A 26,879-nucleotide genomic window follows, 5' to 3' on the forward strand; every position below is an offset into this window, starting at 1 on the left:
GTGGTTTATTGTTTTGCCTGTAAATGGATGGTCAACAGTGACTGAGACATACTTTTTTCTATAAAAAAATTCTACTTTTATTACTTTTTTCGGCCAAATGCCCTGATTTGGCCATTTTCAAAGACGTAGGTTAGAAGTAGTAGCCAAAATTAAGATTAAAGCGCCTCTGCGTATCATCGCTGTCGCCAGCGATTGAGCCGCCAACAAAGGGCTGGTTCTTCGCATTAACAAAGTCCAAGTACGAGAAAAACGCCCCTGCTGACATGGAGACGCCTGTCACGTTCATCCACGTGTCGTTACTGTTATCTGATTTATCGTAAATGATGCCAAAATCATTATAAAATTGCAGCGCATTGATGGGCCCTAATTTGACCTTCATGTTGTAGGCTACGTTAAAGTTAGACATGGTCGCTTCCGCCGCGATTGAGTCATAAAAAGCATACGCGCCGACGGCGATTCTATCTATGCCCGCGATATCATAGTCATATTCACCATGCTGTAGTTGTACATTCCATTTGCCAATATTGGCATTCAAATGCACAGCCCATGCTTGGTACTCGCCTGCTTTTTCAATGCCATTGTGTAGATCTCCTATTAATCCGGAGACGCCTAGCTCGGTTGTACCGCCCTTATGCTTGAAGTGATAGCCGTAGCGGCCAGAAAAAGTATTGTATTCACCCAGCGGTTGAGTTGGGTCATCATAAATGCCTTCTGCTTGGGGACGCGCACCAACGATATCATATGAGTAGCGATCGCTTCGTGATTCAACATACCCATCTACGCCACCTAACTCATCATTTTTGAAAAAACCCAAATCGAGCTGCCAATTGTCTGCCAGTTTGCGTTTAAACAGGATGCCCATGTCGTGGTCGTCTTCTAACCCGACATAATAGGTGGTACCAAAAAACCAGCTGTGAGAATTATAAGGCCAATTACCAAACGGCACTTTGGTCATGCCGACTTGCGCTTGCCAGTCTTTGGCAAAATCGTAATATAAATACGCATATTTTACCGCAGTCATATAATCAAAGTAACGCCACTCGGCATTTAAACCAAAGCCGCCTATGTTGCCTGAAAAATTCAGCCTGAAAACATCGAGCTCAAAATCTCCACCGCGGTTTTTATTATCATCATCATAGGATGTGTGACTGAACGTCGTTCTGACTGCCCCGCCAACTTTTATACTGGAGGTTGGCTTGCTGATTTTGGGTTTGCGTTTTTGCTCAGCTTCTAGCTTTTCTATCTTCTTTTGTAATTTTAGGAGCTGTTGTTTTAACTCTGTAAGCTCAGAGTCACTTGCAACAGCGGGTACAGACAAGGTTAAAAACAAGAGCATGGTACTCAGGTATTTACATTCGGTGAGCGACATAGGGGTATATCCTTAAAAGCAGGCATATCTGTTATATAGCGTAGCTGAGTATTTGTGCCTGTCCATCAACTCAATAGGATTGATGCCAGAATTTTTTAATCTTTTTGTATAGTTGAAGATCTAGAACTATATTTTTTTGAATGCCCACAGGAAGTTTCGCTATGACAATATCACAAAAACTACGCCTTGCATTCATCGCCGCCATTGTGGTGCCACTATTGATCATCGCGGTCATTATCATTACTCAAACAAGGCAGCTTGCGGTAGACAAATTTGTTGAAATGAGCAGTCGAGAAGCGCAACAAATTGATAATGGTATCAGTATGTTCTTTGAAGAGGTGGCAAAGAACGTGACCTATTTGGCGAATCATCCAGATGTGCGCCAAGGGCGTAGCCAGGTATCAATTTACAAAGGCAACAGCACTGCCGAGCAAATGACGCCTGACGCTGGTACTGAGGTGGAGCAGCGCATGTTTGAGCTATACCAGCAATTTGGCACATCCCACCCAGGCATTTCTTACATTTATTTTGGTAACCCTGAAGGGGGGTATATTCAGTGGCCGAAAGGTCAGGTTAGCGCAAGGTATGATCCACGCGGACGGCCTTGGTATACAACCGGTAAAGAAAAAAACGGCCAGACTGGCCTGACTGATGCATATTACTGGGAGCCAGATGATACGGCGATCATCTCTACGGTCAAAGCCGTGCAGTCAGGCGGTCAATTCATGGGTGTACAAGGCATGGATGTGTCGCTTAAAGGACTGACTGATATCATCAAGAGCATTCGCTTAGGCGAAACGGGTTATTTAATGCTTGAAGAAGACAGTGGCACCATACTCGTCAACGCCAAGCACCCTGAATACACATTTAAGCACATTGATGAAGTTGAAAATGGGCTGTATACGGAGCTAAATCGTAGCCCAGATGGGCTGTTTGAGATCACCATCGATGGCGTGGACTTCTTTTCAAATATATACACCTCAAAGACGTTGGGCTGGAAATTTATCGCCTTTGTGGAGCAGCAAGAGGTGATGAGTAAAGCCAATCAAATGAAGCTCACCGTGTTAGTGATCAGCAGTGTTTTGGTGGCTATTTTTATTGTTATGGCAACTTACATCGCGAATTTATTGTCTGGACCGATTGTCAATGTCAGTGACGGTCTGACCGCCATTTCTCAAGGTGGTGGTGATTTGACTCAACGTCTGGCGGTTACCACTAAGGATGAAACCGGTAAGCTCGCGGAAAGTTTTAATCAGTTCTTAAATTTAATCGCGCAGTTGGTACAACAAATAAATCACTGTGCGCAGCAGGTGAATCAGACTGCGTTGACCACTGCGAGTCAGGCTGACGAATTAACCGGTTCTACCAGTGCACAGCAGCAGTCATTAGAGATGGCAGCAACGGCCATCAATGAAATGGCGGCCACTGCCAATGAAGTTGCATCTAGTTGTGCCAATGCGGCAGAGCTTGCAACACAAACTCAGCATGCATCAGAGCTCGGTCAGACGGTGATCACCGAGACGGTAGACAGTGTGGCTGAGTTGTCTGGTGTCATCAACCGCGCGACGTCTGACATTACTAAGCTCGACAGTGAAAGTGAAAACATCATGTCAATTTTGAGTGTGATTCGCGGCATTGCTGAGCAAACCAATTTGCTGGCATTGAATGCTGCAATAGAGGCAGCTCGAGCTGGAGAACATGGCCGTGGTTTTGCAGTGGTGGCGGATGAAGTGCGTGCCTTATCGCAACGTACGTCAGAGTCCACAGAAGAAATTGCATCTCAGCTAGATAAGCTGCGTAAGATGACAGAGGGAGTATCCACAGATATGACCAACAGCCTAGAAAGAACAGAGAAAACGGTAGAGCTTACGCATTCTGCGCAGAATCAGTTTATTGAAATTACCCAGTCGATTCAGAATATCAGTGATTTAAATACGCAAATTGCAACGGCCGCTGAGGAGCAGCAACATGTCGCTGAAGATATTAATCGCAATGTGGTTGAAATTAAAAATGCTGCAGACAGTGTCTCTGTGATTGCAAGCGACACCTGTGACAATGGAGACAAAATGACGGGCTTGTCGAAACAGCTGACCGAGTTAGTTGGCAAGTTTAAAGTTTAGCCAGAGAATACGCTAATATGCGGTTATTTTGTACTAAATTGTTGAAGATCATTCATAGTGTGTAAATCAGGTTTACTCTGTGCAGACGGCTCGGTAATGTAAGGACAGTTGAATCAAAATTAAAGGTGGAGCATGGAATTTTCCGACTCAGTAAAATTAGCAAGAACAGACACTGGACTTGAGTATTTTGATGTGAAGAGTCCTCTGTGTCAGGCAAAGATTTTTCTGCAAGGTGCGCAAATTACAGAGTTTATCCCAACGGGGAAAAGTGACCTTATGTGGGTGTCTGCGGACGAAGACTATCAGGAAGGTAAATCGGTACGTGGTGGGATCCCGATATGTTGGCCGTGGTTTGGCGTGCATGAGAATGCTGATTGGCCCGCGCATGGCTTTGCACGAAAAATGGTTTGGCGTGCAGAGCAGGTGACCGAAACACCAGATGAAGTGCGTATTTTACTGTCACTGCCTATGATGCAAGTTGATACGCAGTTTTGGCCACATGACTCTAAACTGGAAGTTGAGTTCATTTTGACTGAGCAGCTAGAAGTGAGATTGACGAATACTAATGTGGGTGACGTACCTTTCTCATTGACACAAGCGCTTCATACCTACCTTCCTACTTCAGATATTAAAAATACCACGGTTGATGGGTTGCAAGGTGCCAAGTACATCGAATTTGGTGAGGGACCATTTGATCAATCAGACAAAGTGAGTTTTGCGCGTGAAACAGATATGGTGTACACGCAGGCAGCACCAGTCCAATGCATTCATACACCGGAAGGCATCATTGAGGTTGGCCGAGAAAACTCAACATCGTGTGTGCTTTGGAATCCGTGGATTGAAAAATCAAAACGTTTGAGTAACTTCCAAAATGAAGAGTACTTGGGCATGTTGTGTTTAGAAGCGGCCAATGTGCTTGAAGATAGCGCGACTGTCGCGCCTGGCCAAAGCCATACATTGGCGACCACCATCCGCTGGCGTTAAGCTTTTCCTCCTACCTTGATTATCGTATCCTAGCGTAAAAATAACGTTAGGATACATCCATGCCTGTGCCATGCATTTTGATTGTTGACGATAATGTCGAAGTACGATTGAGCGCTGCTTATTTTTTAGAAGACCAAGGCTTTGAGGTGATCGAAGCGGACTCGCCACATTCAGCAAAGCAACTGCTGAGTGTCAAATCTATCGATCTCATTTTACTCGATATGAACTTTGCAAGAGACACCACCTCTGGACAGGAAGGTTTAGAGTTTTTAACTTGGTTACAAGGTCAGCACGGGGCGCCTGCTGTGTTGTGTATAACAGGCTGGGGTAGTGTCAAATTGGCTGTTCAAGCACTGCAATTGGGTGCCAGTGATTTTATCGAAAAGCCCTGGCAAAATGCCGCATTACTCAAGGCAATTCAGCAGCAACTTACCTTACAGCAGAAACAACACAGCCAATTAAGCCACACCCGATGTCCGACAATCGAGCCTGCGGGTGAGTTTCGCTGGCAATCTGCTTCGATGCTGGCATTAGAGCGCCAGTTGTTGCGGCTCGCAAACTCTGATGCCACCATTTTGTTGTGCGGTGAAAGTGGAGTAGGTAAAAGCCACTTAGTCGCCTGGTTACATCAACACTCTGCACGAGCAACTGGCCCTTTGGTAAATGTAAATATGGGGGCACTGTCTGAGTCATTATTTGAAAGTGAGCTCTTTGGTCATGTTAAAGGGGCATTCACGGATGCTAAGCAAAACCGAGTAGGACGCTTTACCATGGCTTCAGGCGGTACGCTTTTTATGGATGAAATAGCCACGCTCGCGATGCCGCTACAAGCAAAGTTGCTACGCGTCTTAGAAACAGGAGAATATGAAGTATTGGGCAGTAGTCAAACCATACGCAGTGATGTACGGCTAATTTGTGCGACCAATGCTGATCTGCCAGTGTGTGTTACACAGGGCACTTTTAGACAAGATTTATTTTATCGTATAAATACCTTTGTGTTTGAACTGCCGCCTTTGCGTGAGCGCCAAGCTGACATTATTCCTCTGGCATCCTACTTATTGACTAAGCATGCAACGCGTTATGGCATGGTGACCAAACCGATGGATGAAAAGGTTGTCCATGCGTTACAAACATACCCTTGGCCGGGCAATATTCGTGAGCTTAGTCATGTGATGGAGCGTGCATTACTGATGAGTGAAGGCAGTCAAATTGAGCTGCAAGATTGTCAGTTGCGACTGGCGAGATCATCCATATCTGACGAAGCGATACCACAGGCGTTACCGGCAGCGGCGGGGACGCTTGCTGAGATGGAAAAACGTATGATTATGGAGGTAATGACGCAAGAGGGGGGCGTGATAAGCCAAGCTGCACAAAAGTTGGGTCTCACAAAATCTTCTTTATATCGCCGATTAGATAAATATGGGTTAAAGCATGGCGCGTAACTTTGAGCGCACGCTCAAACTATACTTGTGGTCACTCAACGGTGTGATCAGTGTGCTATGTGTCGTTATAGGTTTAGAACACGCATTGTCCATCTGGTTGCCTGTGCTGATTGCTATCGTATTATTTGTCGGGTTGCAATGGGCTACGCATCAGATGTTGTCTCGCCTAGTTGGTATTTTCAAACGTGCCAGCATTCAACTCGAAGCCATGCAGCAGGCAGACTTCACATTTCAAATAACGCCCCATTCTCAAGTTGGTCAAATTGCGCGTTTTGAGCATGAGCTGGTAGCGCTGAGTGAGCGCATGCATCAACAAAAATCACGGTATAGCAGTCATATGTTGATTATTTATCAATTAATCGACAAGTTACCTAGTCCCATTTTGGTGTTTGACGAGGACAGTCAACTTAATTATGCCAATCCAGCCTTTAGCTTAATTTATCAAAGGCCATGGCAAGGGGATCGGGGCCGCGAGGCTGAAACATTAGGCTTGATTGAGGCTGGCAGCCAGTGGCAATTCTCCAATCATACATTAAATACACAATGGTCATTGGCGAGCAGTGAGTTTTACGAGCAAAGCAAACGGTATAGCTTGATCATTGCCACAGACATTCGTCGTGTACTTCGCCATCAAGAGTTGGCTGCGTGGCAGCAGTTAATTCGTGTTATCAGTCATGAGATCCATAATACGTTGACGCCAGTGAGCTCATTGGCACAGACATTACAAAGTAAAGTGAGTGTGCCAAGAGATGCGCATGCACTGCGTGTTATTGAGCAAAGATGTCAGCATTTACAGCAGTTTGTTTCCCGATTTAGTGAGCTGTCCAAACCTTTGGAGCTCTATTGTCAAAAGGTGGAAATGCTTGACTTATTGATGTCTGTCAAAGCATTGATGGCACAAATATATGATGATCAGACTATACAGCTAGCGTGTCGGGTAAGTGAATGCCGATGTGATCCCCAGCTGTTGGAACAAGTGTTGATCAACTTATTAAAAAATGCCGCTGAAGCAAACTTGAGCCATACACCACAAGGGCAAATAATTCACCTGAGCGCGCATTATCAAGCGGGACATGTGGTGATAAGCATTGAAGATCAAGGCGGTGGATTTGCTAATTTAGATAATGTGATGACGCCGTTTTATTCGACTAAACAGGCAGGGCAAGGGATCGGTTTGACACTCAGTCGACGTATTATTGAGCAGCACGACGGCAGTTTGCTAGTAAGCAATGGTTTACAGGGGGCAGAAGTAAAAATCACCCTCCCTAGTTGATAATAATTATCATTACCATATAATGAACACCGATTAAGAGTCAGTAATAGCCTAACGGGACGTTGCTGAATTTGACTTGACTGAGGAGTGTATTGTGTTGGTGTTATATCCGTTTATCGCTTTTCTTGTTATGACGTTTGCCTTAAAGCATGTGCAATTACCGATTCATACCAAACGTTGGCTGAGCCGTGTGAGTGTTTGGGCCGTGGCAGCCGCGATGGCGACCGCAAAATTTACGCTTGGACTCAGCGCTTTATTTTCTATGGTGGCGTTTCTTGTCGTTGGCGCGATTTTAACCTTATTTACTTCACTGGGTGCAATGGCACGCAACGATTAATCCTTCCTTGATGTCAAAAATTGGCTTAAGGTCTACTAAAGAGTAGGGTTTTACCAAGGATTTTTGATGCGCAGTAGGATATTCATTGCTTTAATGCTGTTTTTGTGTGGTGTGCCTGTCCTGGCACAGGCGCAAAACTGGCAATCTATTAAAAGCCCACATTTTCGGGTGCATTATCAGCCACCCTATCACGCATGGGCGAGCGCCGCTGCCATTGAACTTGAAGTCGTCAGGCAGCGTGTACTGGAACAACAAAATCGTGCATTGGATGTAGTTGTCGATGCGATTGTCATAGATCCTTTTAATTTACCAAATGGCTTTGCGCTTCCCAGCTCAGATAGTCCTTTTATGGCCTTGTATGTGACGCCACCGCAATCAGATACAGAAATAGCCCACAGTCCGAGTTGGTTGAAGTTATTGGTCCTGCATGAATACATCCACCTTGTACATTTATCACAACCGAGTCGCCAAGCTTTAAAGCAGCGGCTTCGAGATCTCAGTGACAGCTACGACTTGGCCAGTGCTGTGTTGCCGAGGTGGGTAGCAGAAGGGTATGCCACACTGCAAGAATCTAAACTGACAGGCAAGGGGCGCTTGCATGATAACTATAGTGAAGCGTTACTGCGTGCATATGCGCGCCAAGGCGCTTTATTGCCTTATCATGCGCTCAATGATGGTGATGGCAGTTATCGAGCCAGTGCTATGGCATATTTACTTGGCGCGCGCTTTCTTGCATGGTTAGAACACGAGTATGGCGACGCGACGCTTGATGCGGTGTGGACGCGTGTTAACGCAATAGAGGGGCGTAATTTCGAGAGGGCATTTCGTGGTGCATTTGGTAAGCCGGCGATGCAGTTATATCGGCGATTCATTGCCCAGTATACCTATCAAGCTATGGCCGTGGCGTCTCAAAGTACACAGGCTGTGAGTCAAGAGATCATGCAATTTGATTTTGCTGCGCGCGATATACAGTTTTCTCCTGAGCAGCGAAAATTTCTTGTGGTTGAGTCAAATCAAGCTGGGGACGTTGCCTTAAGTGTGTATAACAGCGCGCCAAATCATCAGGCCATAGCGCAATTTGAGCAGCGTCAAGCCGCAACGTTAGAGGCAGATCCGAATGACATCACTGATAAACGACCAGACTCCTTTGCGCATGAAAAGCTTGCGTCTTTGGCACCGGTGAATTTTTCAGGCATTTACCATCCACAGTGGCTGGATGAAGACACCATTTATTTTGTAGGACGACAAAAAGTACCACATGGTTGGGAGAATGCGCTGTTTCAGTGGCAGATTGAAGCGGATGAAGTGACGCCAGTGACGACTAGTTTTGGTATACGCCGTTTCACCTTCGTGGACAAGTCAACCGTGATTGCTGAACGTGTTGAGAATGGTTTTTCGCAGCTTGTACGGCTTTCGCTGCATGACCAACACATCACGCCTCTGTCATCGCGCACGCTCAATACCGTTTATGATTATCCAGTTGTTAGCCCTGATAGATCGCACTTGGCTTATTTGAAAACTAACCAAGCTGGCTTGTGGCGATTATATGTTGCTGAATTAGCAGTATTGAACGCCAATCATGTGGCCATACCTTTACCGGATAAGGCGCAATATGTGACGTCGCCACGTTGGAATAAGGCTGGAACTGGATTGTATTTTGTCGCCGGACTCCAAGGTGCTTTAGGTATTTATCACTATGACTTAAAGCGCGAAGAATTGGCGCAACTGAGTTTACGTGAGTACGTTGTCGAGGAGATCGCAGGTGAGTTTAACGCGCAGTTGTGGTTTGTAGAAAGCACACCTTATGGTGCAAAATTACGTGCCTTACCAGATAGTGATGTGTTTAAAGCACAGCAGTCGATTTTGAAAAAGCCTCACTCCGTAGTTGCAACGCCGTTTAATAAAACAGAGCAACAGCCAACCTTGCCATCATCTTGGTTGACACAAAAATATGTGCCGACACCCCAAGATTGGTCATTGGCATTGTCGGTACAAGGGACCTCAGCGAGCACGCAAGTGGTGAGTTTTGCTGTTGCAGGCGCTGACATACTCAAACAAACAAGTTGGCAATTGGGTGTCAGTACATCGCTCTTTGATGATGCGCTACAAGGTGGTTATTTTGACTTTGCATATCGACGTGGCGACATGACATTGCGCAATCAGTTTAAGATGCATACGCTTGATACCACTGTGCAGAGTGCTGTGGCAGAGGTACAGGGTGAGTACGATTCGTGGTCAAATACGGTGGATTTGTCTTTGGCATTTCAATGGCAAAAGTGGCGCTGGCAGCCCTATGTCGGTCATCATATAGAAAAGCGTTCATATCAAGATACAGCACATAGTTATTGGTTAGGAAACACGGTATCTTTTCATCATAACCAGCAGCAATTTGGCCTTAACATGGCCCTAGATGGTGCCAAAATATGGGGTGATAATGTCGGTCATGAGATGATGCTGAGTGCGGCGGCGACACTTTGGGAGTGGCCGTTTTACCTCAATGTGACAAACCGTTATCGCCCGCAGCAGTCTCTCAGTATTGGCGGGTTTGAGACCAATAGTGTGTATACTGGCGTAGGTGCTAGCCAGCAGCACATTGCTGACTTACCGTTTTGGTTTGATTCTGGCAATCATTATTTAGGGTATGAATTTGCGACCAGCTGGCGTAAAGGGCGGCCGCGTTTGTATTTTGCGCAGCACAATCTAGATAGCGCGCGCGCAGTCAAAAGTTGGGGTGTAAAATGGCAAGTTGCACTCAGTGAACGTATCTTAGGTAGCGCGGCAAACTATGCGCCGGCTGGGATCTCAAATATGCGTTTTGATATTGGTATTGCGCGTTCATCTGTGGAGCAACAACACATCGAGTGGCGCACTTGGTTGGGGTTATGGCACCCTTGGTAGGGGGTGCTTGAAAAGAAAAAGGCGAGTCAATACTCGCCTTGATTAATTGGTTGGTTTGATATGTTGTTTGTTATTCGGTATAAGTTGCCACAAGCGTTACATTTGCATACGCGCTGTATCCTCGCAGCATAACCCAGTACTTGCCTGCACCGGCTGTGATATTACACGTCTCGTTGTTACCCCAATTATATGGGCGGCAGTCATAGGTAGATGTGGTTGGTTTACTGTCTTTTCTAACATACAAGTCCGCGTCCCCTGAGCCACCTGAAATGCGCACTTGTACATTTGAGGCACCTGCCGGTAAATCTAAATAATAAAATGCGGTTGCGAGTCTATCTCCACTTAACCCTTCTTTTGCAACGCCGTTAATCAATTTGGCAGGATCTGTATTTGGGTCGGTTAGCTGTACTTGCTTTGTTGTCGTAGCAGACGCGCCAGCGGAGTCAGTGACCGTTAGTGACACCGTGTATTCACCATACGCTGTGTAATCGTGTGTGACAGTAGCGCCAAAGCCATTGCTCGATGCGTCACCGTAGCTCCATTCATATTGGCTAATTGTGCCATTAGGTGAACTTGATGCGCTGCCATCAAAAGTACAACTTAAGGCTGTGCAGTCCGCGGTGAATTGAGCGACTGGCACTGGATCGCTGTTGTTATCGCCATCAGGGATCTGGTTGTTGAAGTGACTAGCGACTTTTGGCCAGATCAGGCTGACTTTAGCCCCTTTATTGTGACAGCCACCAAGGTGGTGTAACGCAATTACTTTGTTGGTTGCCGCGGCAAGTACTGGAGAGCCTGATGAGCCACCAATGGTGTCACAATAGTAACCTAAGTCAGTGCCAGTACCACGTCCATTGGCGTTTGCGTTGTTGACTGAACACAGTCCATCCGTATCGCGATCCGACTCAATGGACAATTCTTTTGGATTGCCTGAACCGTGTTGTGGAATATAGATACGCTCCCCTTGTGTGGCATCTCGGACATCTAGACCAAAATAACCAAACGGCTGTGCTTTAGCAAAGTCGTTGATGGTGAACAAGGTATAATCTAGCGTATAGTCTGTGGAGAGGAAGTCTTTACCGGTTACTTTAACCACAGTCTCCATGGTCGTGCCATTACATGACGTATGCTGGTAGTTAAACCACACTTCGGTATTACTCAGTTCAGACGCACTTTCAACACAGTGGTTATTGGTAAACATACGGTTTTCTGGACCAACACGCCAACCGGTACACAGTCCGCGACCATTCATAAGCAGGCGCGCAACTGGGCGGCTGCGTTCAAATTCTGTTGGGTAGCTGTTAGCCCAGCACTGCACATCTTTTCTTTCCATTGCACCGCAGGTAGAGCTGATCCCGACATCGGTAGCAGGTGCAAGTTGTGGTTCATTTTCTGTGCCATGATCATAGTAGTCTATGATGGCATTTTGCATGGTTGTGACTTGACTGCCAGGTGTGTACTCTACCACTGCCGTTTCGGCAGAAATAGACATGGCAGAGAAGCTGGTGACACCATCGTCAGTGTGACTTAGGGTCGCTGCGCGCATGTTGTTTTCAGTGTATTCATAGCGTTCACTGCCATCTTCGGAGCGCACCACCAATTTGCCACCGCCTACTAAGTTAATATTTTTAAAGTGCAGTTTTATGTAGCTTGCGTTCGGGTGAGTGACTGTTTGGCTGATGGTTTGAGTGGCATTGTCCGCTGTCATGGTGGCCATTGCTTGAGGCTGGATCACCAAATTTAATTCAGCGCGTTTACCAATCGTGGCCATACTGGCTTTGCTAGTGTATTGCATCATTTGTGCTTCAGTGAGTGCGGTTGTTTGCGCAAAACAGCTCGCAGAAGCCAGTCCTAGTGCAGATAATAGATAACGAGTTTTCATTTATGTTCCTTGTTAGTTTGCGTTGAGTAATATTTAAACAACATCAAACAAGGTAATCTTATAATTCGCAATTGTAAAGGAAATGATAATAAAATATTTTTATTGTGTTTAATTTTTGCCCTTTTAGATTTTAGTTTACTTTAATTTCATATAAATAGGCATAACAGATCAGTCGCTATACAGTGATGGCCCACCTGCTATTTTTGATTCTCAAGCGCTGTCTTATCAAGCTTTGCTATGTACCTATGCAGCGTAAACCGGGCGTTGCTATGTTATTTATAATTATGATTTATATAACTTTTTTATTTAAATTGACGTATATTTAGTGGCCCTTGGTTTTGAGCACGTAAATGACAATTGATCAGCTTAGAGCAACAGATCAGGGCACTGACCAGTGTGTAATCATTGTGACTTTTACCCTTGAGTAAGTCTGATAGTCAGCATTTCACACCTGTTTGAATGAACTGAGGCCGATTCCGGAATCGAGACAGGGTGTGTGCGTTTTTGGTCAATATGATTGGAACGTAAATTATTAAGTGATTGATAAATATTGTTTTTTATTCTGGTATGTTTTTCGCAATACGTTTGACGCAGTGAGTATCTCAGTAGATACAGTTTAACGATAAGAAGACATACATGGATATAAGCGTACCGCATAACACTTCGAGTTCAGGACTGAAACGCCATAAATGGTTATGGATATTACTATTTTTTGCAGGCATGGCGTTGATATATTGGTATTTTTTTACTGAAAAGCCGGTGTATTTAGAAAGGCATACTGTGATGATCGAACATGTCAAAAAAGGGCATTTAACGATTCAAATTGATGCTTTTGGCACCTTAGCCAGTGCTCAACAACAGATCATCACCTCCGCCAGCGCAGGGGTTGTGAAAGACATTAATTACAAGCTTGGCAGTACCATTGAGCCTGGGGCGACAATAGTACGTCTAGAAAATGTTGACTTGGCGTTGGAATATAAGCGCATTAAGCAACGTTTGACAGAGGCGCAAGCCGAATTACTTCAACTAAATTTGAGACAGCAGCGTGAAGTATTGGTTGAACGCTCGATGATCAGTGATCTTGAAGGTCAATTAGCGACGTTGTCTTTTCGTCATCAAGCACAAAAAAAGTTAGCTAAACAGGGAATTATTTCCGAGTTATCCTTTTTTGAGACACAGGCTCAGGTGGAGAGCTTGAGCGGCCAGATAAGTCATGCCAAAACACGCATAACGCAGTTACAGCAATTGCACCAAAGTGCCCTGACTGTGATGAAAAAGCGTGTGACGTTAACGGAGCAAGAGTTGGTTGCGGTACAGACTAAAATTGACCAACTTGACGTGAGTGCATCTGAACATGGTGTGCTTGAGTCACTTCCGCTTGAACTTGGCGAACGAATTGTAGCTGGGGCACATGTCGCAACGATAGGTGATAGACGCGCTTTGGTGGCACAGTTGCAGGTCAGCCAGTCGCAAGTTGGACCGGTGAAAGTTGGGCAGACTGTGAAAGTATTTGTGGGTCAAGAGGTATTGCCGGGTGAAGTGATACGTATTGACCCTGTTGTCATTAACCACAGTGTTAACGTAGAAGTAAGTTTACCGGAGGTTGGTGACTTGGATCTTCGACCAAAACAGAGTGTTACTGCATCAATTATCACTGACACTATAGAAAATACGCATTATATGCGCACGCCGCCCGCTGGCGCAGACGTACAGGACCTCTTCTTATATCGGGTTGACAACACTGGCCAGACTGAGCTGTTGCCCGTGCAATTAGGTCGTCAAAGTGGACAATACAGCGAAATAAAAAGTGGCTTAAAAGCAGGTGATGCGGTCGTTATTTCTGACCTCAGAGAGTATGCAAAAAGTAAACAAGTTGTGGTTATTCATTAGGAGCAAACATGCAGACCATTATTGAAATGCAAGAGATTGGAAAGGTGTTCACTACGGCTGATTTTCAAACGCATGCATTGAGAAATATTTCAATGACAATAGAGCAAGGGGAATTTGTTTCTATATCAGGTCCTTCTGGGTGCGGAAAATCTACATTGTTATCTCTGATGGGCTTGTTAGAGCCTGCCACATCAGGGCGTTATTTATTAGCAGGCCAGCCAGTAGACAACTTGACATTTGACCAAGCCGCTAGGCTGAGAAATGTGCATATCGGTTTTATCTTTCAATCTTTTAACTTAGTTGAGGCACTGTCAGTTTATGACAATGTTGCCCTGCCACTGCGATATCGCATACCTAAGATTTCAGCCAAAGAAGCTCAGCATCGGGTGCAGTTATGCTTAGAGCAAGTGGGCTTGTCCCATCGCAGTGAGCATCGCCCTAGTCAGCTCTCGGGTGGGCAACAGCAACGCGTGGCCATTGCCAGAGCGCTGGTTACTCAGCCAAGTATTTTGCTTGTGGATGAAGCCACTGGCAATTTGGACTCGAAAAGCGGCGATGCGGTGATGAGGCTGATCAACGACCTACATCAGCAAGGCACGACCATATGCATGGTAACCCATGACCCACGTTATGCAGATATGGCGTCGCGTCGCGTACAGTTATTCGATGGTGAATTACTCACAACGATGGGTCGGTCGTCATCTGTGCCAACCTCTCTTTATGAGCCTTTATAGCTGTGGCTCTGGTTTTAACCGTGGATCTTATTAGGTGATTATGATGATGTGGAAGGAAAACATCAGTGCTGTTGTAGAGTTATTGAGCAAAGTAAGATTTACCATCTTGTTTGTAGGCTTGTTGGCCTGTGCTTTGGCGGGTGGGGCAATGGTCAGTGTGGTTGCATGGCATGCTTATGCGCCTTTGCCCTATGCCAATGATGATCAACTCGTATGGTTACGTGGCAGCATGGTTGATCAGACGGGGAATCGTGTGATGGACAATGCGTTATCAAATGTTGCAGCCCAGTATATTGCGGATAATGACTCAGCGTTATCACTGGCTGCCCCCGTTTATTATGGTGACGCGCTGCACCTAGATCATGCGAAACAACCTAAGCTTAATGTGACGTATACGACGCCTGAGTTTTTTACGTTATTTGGGCAATCTCTGATACAAGGTCGCTACTTTGAGGGGCCGAAGCCAGATGGTACAGTGCGTCACGAGGCGGTCATCAGTGAGTGTTTTGCTGAGCGTTATATGCCACAAATACTCCAAGATAGTGACAAGTCAGTGCATAGCTTGCAATTGGACCAGCAAACTTTTCATGTGGTTGGGGTTGTTGCATGCTCGAAAACAGAGCCGCAGTTATATCTACCAAACCGTGTGAGTGATGTTTATGTGGCTTTTAAGCATGTCATTGATGGTCAAGCAATGGCACAGGAACACATTTCGGTGCGCTACAATACCTTTGTTGTAGGCCGTACTGTCGAGCAATTAAACCGTCCTGTTGTGACGGCTGATATCACGGGGCATTTGAATGCGGAGTTTCGTGCAGGGTTAGTGGCACACGGCAGTACCGTAAACAACCAATTGCACTTTAACTACATTCCCTTGCATCAAAAACTCAAAGGGAGTTTGCAAGAGTCGAGCACTTGGCTGTTGCTCTGTGCAGTGGCATTCCTCCTTATCACCGTGATTAATTTGCTGATGTTTTATTTGCTCGATATTAAAACGCAGCACGCACAGTTGGTCCTTAAAGCCACATTAGGGGCACCGCTGGCGACATTGCGTACAGCGCATTATTGGCAGTTGGGCGTGATGTTTTCGCTGGCCGCAATATGCGCCATCCTCCTTGCCGAGTTGGGTATGTTTGCGATAGCGCAGTTTGGTCAAAAAAACATTGCTCACATCGATTGGTTACAGTTGAACACTGTTCATTATCTGTTGGTGATGGGGTTTTCATGGATACTGGCATGGTGTTTTGCTGTATTTGGCTTTAGGCAATTATCTTTTGATAGTTTATATCAAAGCTTACAGGCCGCAGGTAAAGGTCAGGCTAAGCAACTCCCGCACTGGCTAAGTGTTGGGGTGTTGGTCGCGCAGCTGTGTATTGGGCTAATCGTGCTGTGTATTGGTATTTGGTCGGCCAATTACTTTGGCTCGAAGATGCGCATGTCTTCAGGCATCGAGCCACAAGATACTATTTTTGTTGTGCGCCATCAGATGTCCTGGGATAGGGACGAAGCGGCTATGGCAGCACGTAAGCAGATGTATTTATCAAATGTACAAGCCTTATCAGCGCATCCGAAGGTGTCAGCTGTCGCGCTAACCAGCCTCAATCCATTAGATACAAGCTATTTGGCACAAATGAGTAAGTCCCCCGATAACGATAAACAGGTGACAATGCATTCACAATTGGTCGGAGAGGGATATTTTTCACTACTTGGGTTACAGTTTTTGGCAGGCCAAACCTTTACTCAGGCAGAGACAGATACACGTCAATCGGTCATCATTAATCAGGCGGCCGCCAAGCTATTGGGCGTGAATGCGAATGAGGTTGGGAAGCTCTTATATGGTCGTGGTGAGCAGCCAGTGAAGTTGCTGGGTATTGTAGAAGATATCTACAGCTATGCAGAGGGCGCACCTGCAACTGTGTATTATCCCCATGATTTTTTTGAGGGGAATATGGTGGTGAAGTTCATGCCCAATCAATCTATGTCGAAGTATGAATTGACTCAGGTACTGCAACAACACGTGAATACGCAAAGTATCAGAGAGGTCCATGATTTGGCGCTCCACTTGTCCAACCTTAACCAATCAGCGGTACTGAGCTTTTACAGTGGAATTGGACTAAGCTTCTTAATGATTATGCAAGTGCTGGTAGGACTCTATGGTTTATTAGCCAATTTGGCATTTATTCAGCAACCGGTATTGTTGATAAAACAGCAAGTCGGGGCAACACGTTGGCAGTTGATATTAGAGCAAATGCGTGCACGTTTGGTACATTTTCTCTGTGCGTTATTGATTGCAACATGTGTAACGCTTGGATTGGCGAGCCTATTGCCTATGGTGACTTTGGCTTTGTTTTACAGTTATGTTTTTTCAGCTTTTATCGTATTTATTACCTTGTTTACTATAGATTTTTATCACCTTAAAGGGCAGTTGAAAAAATATTGAATGGTTGTAACAGATTCTTACAAATGTCACACCCTTGGGGGGGTAAATCTTGTTACTATAGCGCTAGGAAATTATCAATAGGTACAGTCATGCAAGCAAGAATACTGAAATGGTTATTGCCCTTCGTCGCGTTGGGCATAGGTATCATTGGGTTTATGGGCATAAATGCCGTAGCCAAAAACGATGATGATTCTGACGTCGTAGACACTCGCCCCATTGTAGAAGTTGAAGCGCTTGAGGCGCAAGATCATCAAGTGGTGATCAACAGCTATGGTGAGGTGAGACCGCTGGATCAAACGATGTTATCAGTGCAAGTTTCTGGTGAAATTGAATACTGGCATCCACAGTTTGTTACCGGTGGGGTAGTGAGTAAAGGTGATGTGCTGCTGCGCATTGAAAAAGACAACTACGAAGCGGCGGTACTGCAGGCTGAAGCGTCACTTTCAAGTGCGCAAGCTAAGTTAATTGAAGAGCAAGCGTTGGCAGATGTCGCTGCGGATGAAGCAAAGCGCTTTCCTAACAAAAAACACACTGATTTATTTTTGCGAAAACCTCAGCTGATGAGTGCGCATGCAGCGGTTAAATCGGCAAAAGCAGCGCTTAAAAGAGCGCAGCGTGATTTAGAAAACTGTGATGTTGTCGCCCCATTCAATGCGTTAATCGTATCGAGAGAAGTGGGTCTGGGTCAATTTGTGAGCACAGGCAGTCCTGTGGCTCAATTAAACAACATTGAGTACGCTGAAGTGGTGATCCCGATTGCTGGCTTTGATTCGATCTTTCTACCTGAGCAAGTGTCCGGTGTGAAAGCGACCTTGACGCAAAAAGGTGCCAATGGCTTTACCCGTGAAGCGTATATCCACCGTGATCTTGGTGTGGTTGATCAGCAAACACGTATGAGCAGTTTAGTGGTACGTATTGAAGATCCGTACGGACTGACCAGCAGTCAGCCTAAAGTGAAATTTGGTACTTACGTACAGGTTCAGTTTAAGGGTAAGACACTACGCCAAATCTATCGCCTGCCACAAGAACTAGTGAATAATCAAACCGTGTGGTTACTGAATGCAGAAGCGCAATTAGAGCCTCGTCCAGTGCAAGTGATCCGAGAAGAAGGGATGTATTATCTTGTCGGCGAAGGGCTGTCTAACAATGACAAAGTTGTTGTGACACTCCCAGAATATCCTCAGCGTGGTATGGCGGTTAAAGTTGCAGGCTCTAAAGAAACGGATACTGAGTCTGACAACGTGGAAAAGCTGTAACAGCAGGGAATGAACTATGAGTGAGCAAATAAGAACTTCCCAAAAAGGGTTAATCGCATACTTTGCGCATAATCCTGTCGCCGCAAACTTGATGATGATATTTATCTTAATCATGGGTGTTGTGAGTTATATGACCATTCAGCGCCAGATGTTTCCTAGTCAGGAAATTAATAAAATATCGATCAGTGCTGTATACCCTGGTGCCTCTCCCCAAGAAATTGAGGAGAGCATTTTAATTAAGATTGAAGAAGCGATTAAAGACGTTACTGAAATTGACAAAGGCATATATCGCGCGACGCGCGGCAGTGGCAGTGTCGTATTAGATATCGACGTTGACGCTGACTTAAATGAAGTGACTGAAAAAGTCAGAACAAGGGTTAACGGTATTGCCACCTTTCCTGGCGATATGGAGCCGGTTCGAGTCCAACTGAGAGAGTTTCGTCAAGATGTCATTCAGATGGCGTTGGCTGCGGATATTCCTCTTGCGGAACTGAAGCCTTTAGCCAAAGAAATTGAGGATGAACTGCTTCAGCTATCTAATGTGTCTTTGGTTGAGCGCAATACTCCGGAATATGAAATTGCCATTGAAATAGATCCGGATACGCTTAGACGCTATGACTTAACTATCAATGATATCAGTAATTCGATTCAGCGTTATTCTGCCAATATGTCAGCAGGTCAGATCCGAACTGATGCAGGCATCATTTCTGTTCGTGTCGAAAACCAAAAGTATAATGGTGATGAGTTTAAACGCATTCCTGTCAAAGTTGGCGATAATGGCGCAAAAGTCTACCTCCAAGACGTTGCGGTGATCAAAGATGAATTTGTGGAAGGTGAATTCTACTTTAAGCAAAATGGCGTTAATGCCGCTTTTCTATCTGTGAAAGCGACCAAAGACCAAAACATGATCCCAATCGCAGAAACGGTGCATGCCTACATTGAAGCGAAAAATAGCACTTTGCCCGCAGGTGTCACATTAACGCCCATTGTTGATATGACTTACTACCTAGATGCGCGATTAGAAATGATGAAGAAAAATATGCTGCAAGGGGCCATTCTTGTTGCCATCATGCTGTCTATTTTCCTACGTTTTAAGTTAGCACTGTGGGTAATGATAGGTTTACCGGTGTGTTTCCTTGGCGCGATCATGTTAATGCCGATATTTGGTATTAGCATTAATATTGTCTCCTTATTCGCCTTTATTATGGTATTAGGGATAGTCGTCGATGACGCCATTGTCATTGGAGAGTCCGCCTACACAGAAGTGGAACGCAGCGGTCCCAGTGTAGATAGCGTTGTAAGAGGGGCAAAGCGTGTTGCTACCCCTGCAACGTTTGGTGTTTTGACCACGATGGCGGTATTTGCGCCTATGGTCATGTCTTCTGGTCCGCAGGGGGCTTTCTTTAAATCCATTTCTATTGTGGTGATTTTGTGCTTGGTATTTAGCTTAATCGAATCAAAGTGGATCTTGCCTGCCCACCTTGCACATACTAAGTTTAAGCCAATGCGTGAAAACAGTTGGCGAGCGAAATTTAACAAACGCTTTTTTGCATTTGTGAATGGCCCGTATCGTAAGACTGTAGAAACATGCGTGGAGTGGCGTTGGGCTGTGTTCTCTGGCTTTATCGCGGTGTTCCTAATCAGTATGTCCTTGATTACATCTGGCCAAGTGCGATTCATTCCAATGCCCAAAGTACCTCATGACTTTCCCATGGTTAAAATTTTGCTCAATGACAATGTGTCCGATGAGCAAACGTTATCTGCTGTGACGAAAGTTGAGCAAATGATGTTAGAAGTAGACCGAGAGATTGAACAAGAATATGGGCAAAAAATGCTAAAAGATATTCTTGTTTGGAATGAAGGCCGCAGCGAAGGGTCGGTACTCGCAGTATTGGTTGATGAAGAGCTTCGTCCGTTTGATGCGTTTGAACTTTCTCGTCGATGGCGTGAAAACATGCCAACCATTGCCGGTGTGAAGTCTTTATTAGTGGTCGACGATGTGAATGACTTTGGCGGTGGTGACGGTGAGTTTGGTTATTTATTGTATGGTCCTGATGTTGATACATTGAATGCAGCAGGAAGGCAGTTTATTGCGATGTTGCAACAAGAGAAAGGCCTGTTTGATATCAGCTCGACGATCGATCCACCGAGTAAAGAAGTTCAGTTAACGCTGAAACCTGTGGCTTATGATTTGGGACTAAACCTGGCGGATGTTGCCAATCAAATCGGTAATAGTTTTTATGGTGGCGAGGCCCAGCGTGTACTTCGAGATGGCGAAGAAATCCGTGTTATGGTGCGTTACCCAGAACTTGACCGAGAAGCGATTGCCTCTCTTAAATATGCGCTCGTTAAGACGCCGCAAGGCAAAGAAGTCGTGCTTGGGGATGTGGTTGAGTTTACTGAAAAACCTGGCGTCAGCTATATTCGACGTGAAGGAGGCTATCGTACCGTGTACGTTTACGGCAGTATTGATGAGCAAGTCATTGAACCCTCTGCTGTCGTAAAAAATATCCGCGAGGATTTACTACCCGCGTTACAAAGCCAATTTCCAGGTATTAAAACTGAGCTAGGCGGTTCAGTTGAGGAAACGCAGGCCCAAGCGGATGAGCAAAAGCTGTTCTTTATTGCTGGTATGATGATTGTGTACATCTTGCTGGCAGTGCCACTGAAAAGTTATTCACAGCCGCTGATCATCATGTCCGTTATCCCATTTAGCTTGATAGGTGCCATTTGGGGGCACTGGTTAAATGATTTAGACATGAGCATGATGTCGACCTTTGGTTTAATTGCCGCTGCCGGTGTAGTTATCAATGATTCCTTGGTCATGACCGATTATGTGAACCAAGTACGCAAAGAAGGGGTCAGGCTCAAAGATGCCGTTATTGAGGCCGGTTGTGCGCGTTTCAGAGCCATTACATTGACGTCTATTACGACTTTTGCGGGTGTTACCCCAATTATCTTTGAAACCAGTTTGCAAGCTAAATTTGTTATCCCAATGGCGATTTCACTTGGCTTTGCGGTATTGTTTGCAACATTAATAACCCTGATATTAGTACCTTGTTTGTACATTATTTTGGTGGATATTAAGCAAGCATTCTCAAAACTAGTTCAGAAACTGCTTAAAAGGATAAAAAGTGTCAAGAAGGACGCTCGTCAGTCGGCTGTCTAACCTTGTTTATGAATTAAAAGCCCAGCCTAGAGCTGGGCTTTTTTGTGTTTATAGTACAAGCTTATCGCCTATTCCGTTTTGACCCTTAAAGTTATAAAGTAACACTTTGCAAGTTCGTCTTATTCTGTATCAATCTTAAAAATTCATCGAAATAACGTCTGTGTGCGATGCCATTGTTATCTACCTGCGTAAGTCATGGCACAAAGCTGTACCTCACCTAGAGCTATGTTAGACTGGATGAACAATAACAAATCAGGAACAACTATATGACCAAAGCGCTTACACCGCCAGTGGCAAAAAAAGTACCTCATGTCATGGACATGCATGGACATCAAAGGACAGATAACTATTACTGGATGCGTGATGATAAGCGTCAAAATGACGAAGTATTAGCCCATTTAAAAGCAGAAAATGAGTACTGTGAAGCAGTGATGCAGCCGCATGCAGTGCTACAGGAAACGCTGTTTGAGGAGATGAAAGGGCGTATCGTCAAAGATGATTCTTCAGTGCCAGTCAAAGATGGTCGCTATTGGTATACCAATGAGGTCAGTGGTGAAGAGGAATATGGCCGTCATTATCGTGCATTGAATGAAGCAATGGATGATAAACAGTTGCTGCTGGATGTAAATGCGTTAGCCAAATCGTTTGAATTTTATGAACTCGCCGATATGGCTGTGAGTCCAGATGATGATCTGCTGGCCTACAGTGAAGATACGGACGGCCGCCGTATTTACACAATCAAGTTTAAAGATCTGAATACTGGCCAAATGCTGGAAGATTGCTTGGTTGAAACGGAAGGCGAAGTGGTTTGGGCGAACGATAATCGCACGGTCTTTTATGTCAAAAAAGATCTGCAAACCTTGCTGGGATTCCAAGTTTACCGCCATGTACTTGGTACATCGCAAAGTGACGATGTTTTGGTGTATGAGGAGCAAGACCGCCAATACTACATGGGTCTTGGTAAAAGCCGTGATGAGAGCCAAATTTATATTTACTTGTCTGCGACAGAGACGAGCGATGTGCTTTATCTCGATGCTGATCAACCGATGGGCGAGTTTAAACGCTTGTTGGCACGACAAGAAGGGCATGAATATGGTCTTGATAAGTTTGGTGATCACTATTATTTGTTGACCAACAGTGATGCAAAAAACTTTCGCATGGTGCGAGCTGGTTTAGAGGTGGTGAACGATCCTAGTCAGTGGGAAGAGCTCATTGCGCACCGTGAACATGTTTTGCTAGAAGGGCTGGAGTTATTTGAGTCACACTTTGTGATCACTGAACGAGAAATGGGTCAAATCCGTTTTGTCATTCACAATTATGCCGGTGAAAGCTACCAGCTAGGCTTTGCTGATGCGTGTTATTATGCGGGGGTGGGCTATAACCCCGAGCCAAAATCAACCTCTATACGCATCACTTACTCTAGTTTGACGACACCAAGCAGTGTCTATGAATGCGATTTGGCAACAGGTCAAAAAACCTTGAAAAAGCAGGTGAAAGTACTGGGGGATTTCAAGCCTCAAGACTATGCATCTGAACGCTTACACATTACTGCTCGTGATGGTGAGAAAGTGCCTGTTTCTATTGTTTATCGAAAGTCGATGTTTAATAAAGATGGCACAAATCCATTGCTACAATATGGCTATGGTGCTTATGGTTATACGGTGGACCCAACTTTCTCAAGTACGACGTTGAGCTTGCTGGATAGGGGGTTTGTCTATGTTATTGCTCATATCAGGGGATCAGAAATGCTGGGCCGTCAGTGGTATGAAAACGGCAAAAAAGCCCACAAAGAGAATAGCTTTAACGACTTTGTGGATGTCACTCGTGCATTAGTTGAGCAGCAATACGGTGCGGCAGATAAAATATTTGCATCCGGTGGCAGTGCAGGTGGCCTACTGATGGGCGCGGTAATGAACCAAGCGCCTGAACTGTATTTAGGAGTTGGTTGCCATGTGCCATTTTTAGATGTACTAACGACTATGTTGGATGAATCGATTCCTTTAACAACTAATGAGTATGATGAGTGGGGCAATCCAAACAATTTAGCAGATTATGAGAGTATTTTGTCCTACTCGCCTTATGACAATCTAGCGGCTAAGCACTATCCTAATACACTAGTGACAACAGGTTTGCACGATTCACAAGTACAATATTGGGAGCCTATGAAGTGGGTTGCTAAGCTCAGAGCACTTAAAACGGATGATAACGTATTGGTGTTTAAAACAGACATGGACTCCGGACATGGTGGTGCGTCTGGCAGGTTTAAGAGCTTGCATGAAAAAGCGCTGGAAATGGCCTTTTTTATCTCTTTGTTACCGCAACAGGCTGACTAATTGACTCGGCGATTGATATCGCTCATTGGATTTTAGGAGGGCAGTATGTTTTCAGTACACGGACAGTGGCACATAGATATTGCGCCACCAACGGTTTTTGTAAACTTAGTGGGGGCATTTAACAGTGAGGGAGTCACGGCCTTGGTGCAAGAGGCACGCCTGCGATGGCAAGACTATCAGCCAGGCGAACTGCACTGTGCGGTGGTCAATCTCAGTGAGTTTGAAATGACCACTGCTGATAGCATTGCAGCACTCAAAGCATATTGTAAAGACATGGAGCTGCGTGGTTATCGCCAGATTGACTACATTGGCATTGATGCCCTAACCCGTAAATTTATATGCGAGCTATGGACTGACAGTGACATCAAGGTACAGTTGTACCTTGATGTGGCAGCGTATCTCAGCCAACATCCGAGCTATCGAGGTGCTGCTCCATGGTTGGTTTAACCTAAATAAGCCTTTAGCATCCAGACTAACTTTTCTTGCTCAGTGATATAATCACCCATTAAAGATGCGGTGCCCTCGTCTTCGGCATCGGCAGCTTGTGCCAATATGGCACGTTGTGACTTGATCAGCTGAGTGAAGCCTGCAAGCAGGGTTGCGACTGCTTCTGGACCATTTTGAATATCTTTTGCTTCGGCGATTTCACTGGCGTTTAGATAATCGCTAAATGCATGCAGTGGGATGCCTTCAATGGTTAAGATGCGCTCTGCTAGCTCGTCCACTTTGAGTAATAACTGGTTGTAAATCTCTTCAAACTTAACATGTAGTTCAAAAAACTCTCTCCCTTTGATATTCCAGTGAAAGCTGCGCGCATTCATATATTGGATCTGGTAGCTACTTAAAAGCACGTTTAATGCTGCAACCAGTTGTTCACTTTTTTGTTTGTCTAACCCTATGCTATTTGTCATTGTTTGCTACCTTATGATGTTTGCTCGCAGTGGATGCGGCGTATTTAAATGCTTGTCATTGTTTGACTTTGTATGCTTTACAGTTTGGCGGATAAGCACGGTAAAGGCCAACGACTAAAAGCGATTATAGTCATCGAAAAAGTCGTTAACACCTGCTTAAAGCTTGCCACTTTGACTACAAAATCAGCGCTTTGTTGATCCATCGCAAATGCAATCAGGTGTGCATCAAATGCGGTTTTTTAGCTTGATGCAGGTCAATTTTTATACTGAAGGTGAAGCCATAATGAAAAGGCAAAGCGCCCTGTTTTTATTTTAGGCCATTTCTCGGGCGCTAATTATTTAAGGAGAGCTCTATGAAAGGTAAAACAGAATCACAGCACAAAGGTGAAATTACCGTTGTTGTCATTGCGCTGGTGGCTTTTGTGGTTGGGTTAGTGGGACATTTAGCAGGTGCTAGCTATGCCAACTCAGACAGCTTTGGTTATTTGGCAGCGCCGGTGCCTTTGATCACTGGGATCATTGCTTTAGTTGCGTATAAAGTTGCGCAAAAGGCTGATAAATAAATTACGTATCGCGACTGATCACATCAATGATATAGTCCATCACGCTACGAGAATAAATTAAGGTGGTATGGCTGCGGTGAAACACTTTATGCTCCGCCATCCCCTTTAATTTTGTCTCATCGAGTAACACAGTGCCATCTGAGCGGCTGCCTTTTTGTAATAATGGCATTAACCCAATCGGTAAATCCCCTGCAATACTGTATAAACGCGCATTAAAAGGCCATGTATTGGTTTCGCTTAGTAAATATTCCACACTATTTTTTAATAAGCCATCAAACCCTTTGTCATGCATGTGCTTTGCAATGGCACTGCCTTTGTGTGGGGTACCAAGTGTGATGACTTTTTCAACATGCTGGCTCTGTACTGAGGCATGGGTGAGGTAGTCTCTGGCCACCAGTCCCCCCATGGAATGACACACGAAAGCGGTTGGCTTTTCGGCGATAAAGGTATCTATTTGATTGAAGATAGATTGCCTATCTGGGGCCAGGGTGTTGTAGCTTAAATTGAGGATTTCACACCCGGTTTTTTCTAATCGCGTACAAAGCGGCTGCATCACAAACCCTGACATATATAGTCCATGAAGGACGACAATCCGCTTTATATTCATACAATTCCTTATTTAAGCTGAGTTGGTACAATTTGCACGCTATGGCTTGAATCACTGAGCCATATTTCGCCATCTTGAATGGTTGCTGTCAAATCCATTGAACGTGCGAATAGTTCTACCATTTGTGAAGTCGCTGAATAAGGCAGGCTGTAAACGCGCAAATTATCATATTGATTGGCTGCTGATTGATTTTTTTTCCACCAAATTTCTTGGGTGTTTTCGCCATAAGTGTACAGCACCACTTGCTGTGAACGCACAGCGGCTTTTTTCAGACGCTTTTCATCCGGCAAGCCAACATCAATCCATAGCTCAATATCATCGGTGAGGTTTTTTTGCCATGCAGCAGGCTCATCATCTACACATAGCCCTTTAGTAAAGCTCAGCGTTTCGGTGTATTGCAAGATATAAGCAAGTAAACGCACCATCAAGCGCTGTTCGTTTTCTGAAGGGTGCTGTGCCAGAGTCAGAGATTTGTCAGTGTAAATGTGTCTATCCATATCACTGATATTTAAGTGTGCTTTTAATATTGTTGATTTTAAGGCCATGATATTACGCTGAGGGTTTTAAAGTTCCATTATATCAAGATTTACATACTTGGTGGTTTTTTATCTATATGCCATTGCTAAGGTGATGGTTATATCCACTTTGTTTGCGTTGCATATTACCTTCAC

19 protein-coding genes are annotated in these 26,879 nt (G+C 44.9%); 14 read left to right on the forward strand and 5 right to left on the reverse strand.

The window, feature by feature from the left end; genetic code table 11:
• Positions 1 to 130: 130 nt before the first annotated feature.
• Entirely contained in the window at positions 131 to 1,369 is a 1,239-nt protein-coding gene (locus JF50_RS20905) for a porin (RefSeq protein ID WP_039611316.1), read from the reverse strand.
• A gap of 161 nt (positions 1,370 to 1,530) precedes the next feature.
• Between JF50_RS20905 and JF50_RS20910 the strand changes: the two genes are divergently transcribed.
• The 6 genes from JF50_RS20910 to JF50_RS20935 all read left to right on the forward strand — a co-directional run bounded on the left by JF50_RS20910 (position 1,531) and on the right by JF50_RS20935 (position 10,423).
• Positions 1,531 to 3,489 carry a methyl-accepting chemotaxis protein gene (locus JF50_RS20910; protein ID WP_039611317.1) on the forward strand — a complete coding sequence of 653 codons (1,959 nt, stop codon included), beginning with the start codon at positions 1,531 to 1,533 and terminating at the stop codon, positions 3,487 to 3,489.
• 132 nt (positions 3,490 to 3,621) lie between these two features.
• On the forward strand, positions 3,622 to 4,473 hold the full coding sequence (locus JF50_RS20915) for a D-hexose-6-phosphate mutarotase (protein WP_039611318.1): 852 nt from the start codon (positions 3,622 to 3,624) through the stop codon (positions 4,471 to 4,473).
• Between the two features lie 59 nt (positions 4,474 to 4,532).
• Positions 4,533 to 5,915 (forward strand): sigma-54-dependent transcriptional regulator, encoded by a 1,383-nt coding sequence (locus tag JF50_RS20920; protein ID WP_039611319.1) that lies wholly within the window; start codon positions 4,533 to 4,535, stop codon positions 5,913 to 5,915.
• On the forward strand, positions 5,905 to 7,188 hold the full coding sequence (locus JF50_RS20925; protein WP_052262627.1) for a sensor histidine kinase: 1,284 nt from the start codon (positions 5,905 to 5,907) through the stop codon (positions 7,186 to 7,188). The genes JF50_RS20920 and JF50_RS20925 overlap by 11 nt, the downstream gene beginning before the upstream one ends.
• 94 nt (positions 7,189 to 7,282) lie before the next feature.
• Positions 7,283 to 7,525 (forward strand): hypothetical protein, encoded by a 243-nt coding sequence (locus JF50_RS20930; RefSeq protein WP_039611320.1) that lies wholly within the window; start codon positions 7,283 to 7,285, stop codon positions 7,523 to 7,525.
• 66 nt (positions 7,526 to 7,591) lie between these two features.
• Entirely contained in the window at positions 7,592 to 10,423 is a 2,832-nt protein-coding gene (locus JF50_RS20935; protein ID WP_052262629.1) for a TolB family protein, read from the forward strand.
• 70 nt (positions 10,424 to 10,493) lie between these two features.
• Here JF50_RS20935 and JF50_RS20940 read toward each other — a convergent pair whose 3' ends face one another.
• On the reverse strand, positions 10,494 to 12,305 hold the full coding sequence (locus tag JF50_RS20940) for a PKD domain-containing protein (RefSeq protein WP_039611321.1): 1,812 nt from the start codon (positions 12,303 to 12,305) through the stop codon (positions 10,494 to 10,496).
• A 636-nt stretch (positions 12,306 to 12,941) separates the two neighbouring features.
• Here JF50_RS20940 and JF50_RS20945 point away from each other — a divergent pair.
• The 7 genes from JF50_RS20945 (at position 12,942) to JF50_RS26455 (ending at position 24,574) form a co-directional block, all read left to right on the forward strand.
• Positions 12,942 to 14,195, forward strand: coding sequence for an efflux RND transporter periplasmic adaptor subunit (locus JF50_RS20945; RefSeq protein ID WP_039611322.1), 1,254 nt, complete (start codon positions 12,942 to 12,944; stop codon positions 14,193 to 14,195).
• 8 nt (positions 14,196 to 14,203) lie between these two features.
• Positions 14,204 to 14,929: an ABC transporter ATP-binding protein gene (locus JF50_RS20950; RefSeq protein WP_200890433.1), complete on the forward strand. Its 726-nt coding sequence runs from the start codon at positions 14,204 to 14,206 to the stop codon at positions 14,927 to 14,929.
• 40 nt (positions 14,930 to 14,969) lie between these two features.
• Complete coding sequence (locus tag JF50_RS20955) at positions 14,970 to 17,369, forward strand: ABC transporter permease (protein WP_080760318.1); 2,400 nt, start codon at positions 14,970 to 14,972, stop codon at positions 17,367 to 17,369.
• An 89-nt stretch (positions 17,370 to 17,458) separates the two neighbouring features.
• Positions 17,459 to 18,625, forward strand: a complete 1,167-nt coding sequence (locus JF50_RS20960; RefSeq protein WP_039611324.1) for an efflux RND transporter periplasmic adaptor subunit — start codon at positions 17,459 to 17,461, stop codon at positions 18,623 to 18,625.
• A 16-nt stretch (positions 18,626 to 18,641) separates the two neighbouring features.
• Positions 18,642 to 21,794, forward strand: coding sequence for an efflux RND transporter permease subunit (locus JF50_RS20965; RefSeq protein ID WP_039611325.1), 3,153 nt, complete (start codon positions 18,642 to 18,644; stop codon positions 21,792 to 21,794).
• Positions 21,795 to 22,060: 266 nt separating this feature from the next.
• Positions 22,061 to 24,127 carry a S9 family peptidase gene (locus tag JF50_RS20970; protein ID WP_039611326.1) on the forward strand — a complete coding sequence of 689 codons (2,067 nt, stop codon included), beginning with the start codon at positions 22,061 to 22,063 and terminating at the stop codon, positions 24,125 to 24,127.
• 45 nt (positions 24,128 to 24,172) lie between these two features.
• A complete protein-coding gene (locus JF50_RS26455) occupies positions 24,173 to 24,574 on the forward strand; it encodes a hypothetical protein (RefSeq protein WP_052262630.1) in 402 nt (133 codons plus the stop codon).
• Here JF50_RS26455 and JF50_RS20980 read toward each other — a convergent pair.
• On the reverse strand, positions 24,571 to 25,038 hold the full coding sequence (locus tag JF50_RS20980) for a Dps family protein (RefSeq protein WP_039611327.1): 468 nt from the start codon (positions 25,036 to 25,038) through the stop codon (positions 24,571 to 24,573). The two genes, JF50_RS26455 and JF50_RS20980, sit on opposite strands and share 4 nt — an antisense overlap.
• Positions 25,039 to 25,391: 353 nt before the next feature.
• Between JF50_RS20980 and JF50_RS20985 the strand changes: the two genes are divergently transcribed.
• Complete coding sequence (locus JF50_RS20985; RefSeq protein ID WP_039611328.1) at positions 25,392 to 25,601, forward strand: hypothetical protein; 210 nt, start codon at positions 25,392 to 25,394, stop codon at positions 25,599 to 25,601.
• A gap of 1 nt (position 25,602) precedes the next feature.
• Here the strand turns inward: JF50_RS20985 and JF50_RS20990 are convergent, their stop codons facing one another.
• Positions 25,603 to 26,208 carry a lipase family alpha/beta hydrolase gene (locus JF50_RS20990; RefSeq protein WP_039611329.1) on the reverse strand — a complete coding sequence of 202 codons (606 nt, stop codon included), beginning with the start codon at positions 26,206 to 26,208 and terminating at the stop codon, positions 25,603 to 25,605.
• Between the two features lie 8 nt (positions 26,209 to 26,216).
• A complete protein-coding gene (locus JF50_RS20995) occupies positions 26,217 to 26,753 on the reverse strand; it encodes a YaeQ family protein (protein ID WP_039611330.1) in 537 nt (178 codons plus the stop codon).
• Positions 26,754 to 26,879: the final 126 nt, after the last annotated feature.

Origin of the sequence: Pseudoalteromonas luteoviolacea, assembly GCF_000814765.1 — a bacterium.
Lineage (GTDB): Bacteria > Pseudomonadota > Gammaproteobacteria > Enterobacterales > Alteromonadaceae > Pseudoalteromonas > Pseudoalteromonas luteoviolacea_H.